Origin of the sequence: Methylobacterium sp. B1, from assembly GCF_000333255.1 — a bacterium.
GTDB classification, from domain to species: domain Bacteria; phylum Pseudomonadota; class Alphaproteobacteria; order Rhizobiales; family Beijerinckiaceae; genus Methylobacterium; species Methylobacterium fujisawaense.
This window is the reverse complement of the sequence record NZ_BACT01000006.1, coordinates 1-1,306: the sequence shown is the minus strand read 5'-3', so window position 1 is coordinate 1,306 and position 1,306 is coordinate 1. Positions and strand designations below refer to the sequence as shown.

The 1,306-nt window shown below is 73.0% G+C and carries 1 protein-coding gene; it reads left to right on the top strand.

Annotation, left to right across the window (positions count from 1 at the left end; all coding sequences use genetic code 11):
* Nucleotides 1-1,306, top strand: a 1,306-nt coding sequence (locus I53_RS00205) for a cobaltochelatase subunit CobN (protein WP_043345303.1), incomplete at both ends; no start/stop codon positions are given.

The window sequence follows — 1,306 nt, the reverse complement described above, 5'->3', positions numbered from 1 at the left end:
ATCCCGCCCTCGCCGGGGAACTCGACGCCTATTTCCGTGCCGGCGGTCCCGGCAATCTCCGGCGCATGCTGCGATCCCTGGCCATCCGGCTGGGCGCCGAGGGGGCGGTCGAGCCTCCGCAGCCCCTGCCCCGCGGCTTTCCCTGGTGTCCGGGTTGCGGCGCTCTCCCCCTCGAAACAGCCATTGCCGCGGCTGAAACGGCGATCCCGCTCGACGGCGCGCCGTCGCCCGCCCATCCGCTGGCCCTGCTGCTGATCTATCGCTCCGCCGTGCTCGGCGGCGACACCGAGCCGTTCGTCGCACTCTCAGCCGCCCTGCGCGCCCGCGGGATCGGGGCGCTGCCGATGGTCGTGTCGAGCCTGAAGGAGCCCGAGGCCGCCGCGGCGGTCGCCGATGCGGTGCGGGCGCGCAGACCCGACCTCGTCATCGCAGCCACGGCGTTCTCCGCGCGTGAGGACGGCACCGACTTCGTTCTCGACGGCGCCGGCTGCCCGGTCATTCAGGCCTTCACGGTAGGGTCACCGCGCGCGGCCTGGGAGGCGTCGGCCCGCGGCCTCGGCGCGTCCGATCTCGCCATGCAGATCGCGCTGCCGGAATTCGACGGCCGGCTCTCGGGCTTTCCGATCTCCTTCAAGGAGGAAAGCCCGGAGGTTGCCGGCTTCACCCAGCGGCGGGCCGTGCCCTACCCCGCAGGCATCGCCGCCCTGGCAGACCGGGCCGCGGGATGGCTGCGGCTGGCCGCCCTGCCCCGGCCGGCGCGCCGCGTGGCCCTGGTCCTGTCCGACTATCCGGCCCGGGGCGGCCGGGCCGGTTTCGCCGTCGGTCTCGATACGCCCGAGAGCGCCCGCGCCATCGTCGCCGACCTCGCCGCCGCGGGCTACGCGACGGGGGCGCTTCCGGAATCCAACACGCTGATGGCGGATCTCACGGAGGGTCCGGCCGCGTTCCGCGTGCCCCTCCCCGCCTACCAAGCCTGGTGGAACACCCTTCCCGAAGAGACGCGCGCCTCGATCACCGCCGTCTGGGGCGAGGCCGAATCCGATCCGGCCTGCGTCGACGGCGCCTTCCGGTTCCGGATGCTGACGGGCACGGCCGCAACCGATCGGAGCGCCGCTCCGGATCACACCGGGGACGAGGCGATCCGTGACCGCGGTCGGCTCGCCGTCTTCCTTCAACCGGACCGCGGGCGCGATCCCGATCGCAAGGCCGGCTACCACGATCTCGACCGGGCTCCGACCCATGCCTATCTGGCATTCCATCTCGGCCTGCAGCAGCACTTCGACGTTCTGGTGCAGCTCGGTACGCA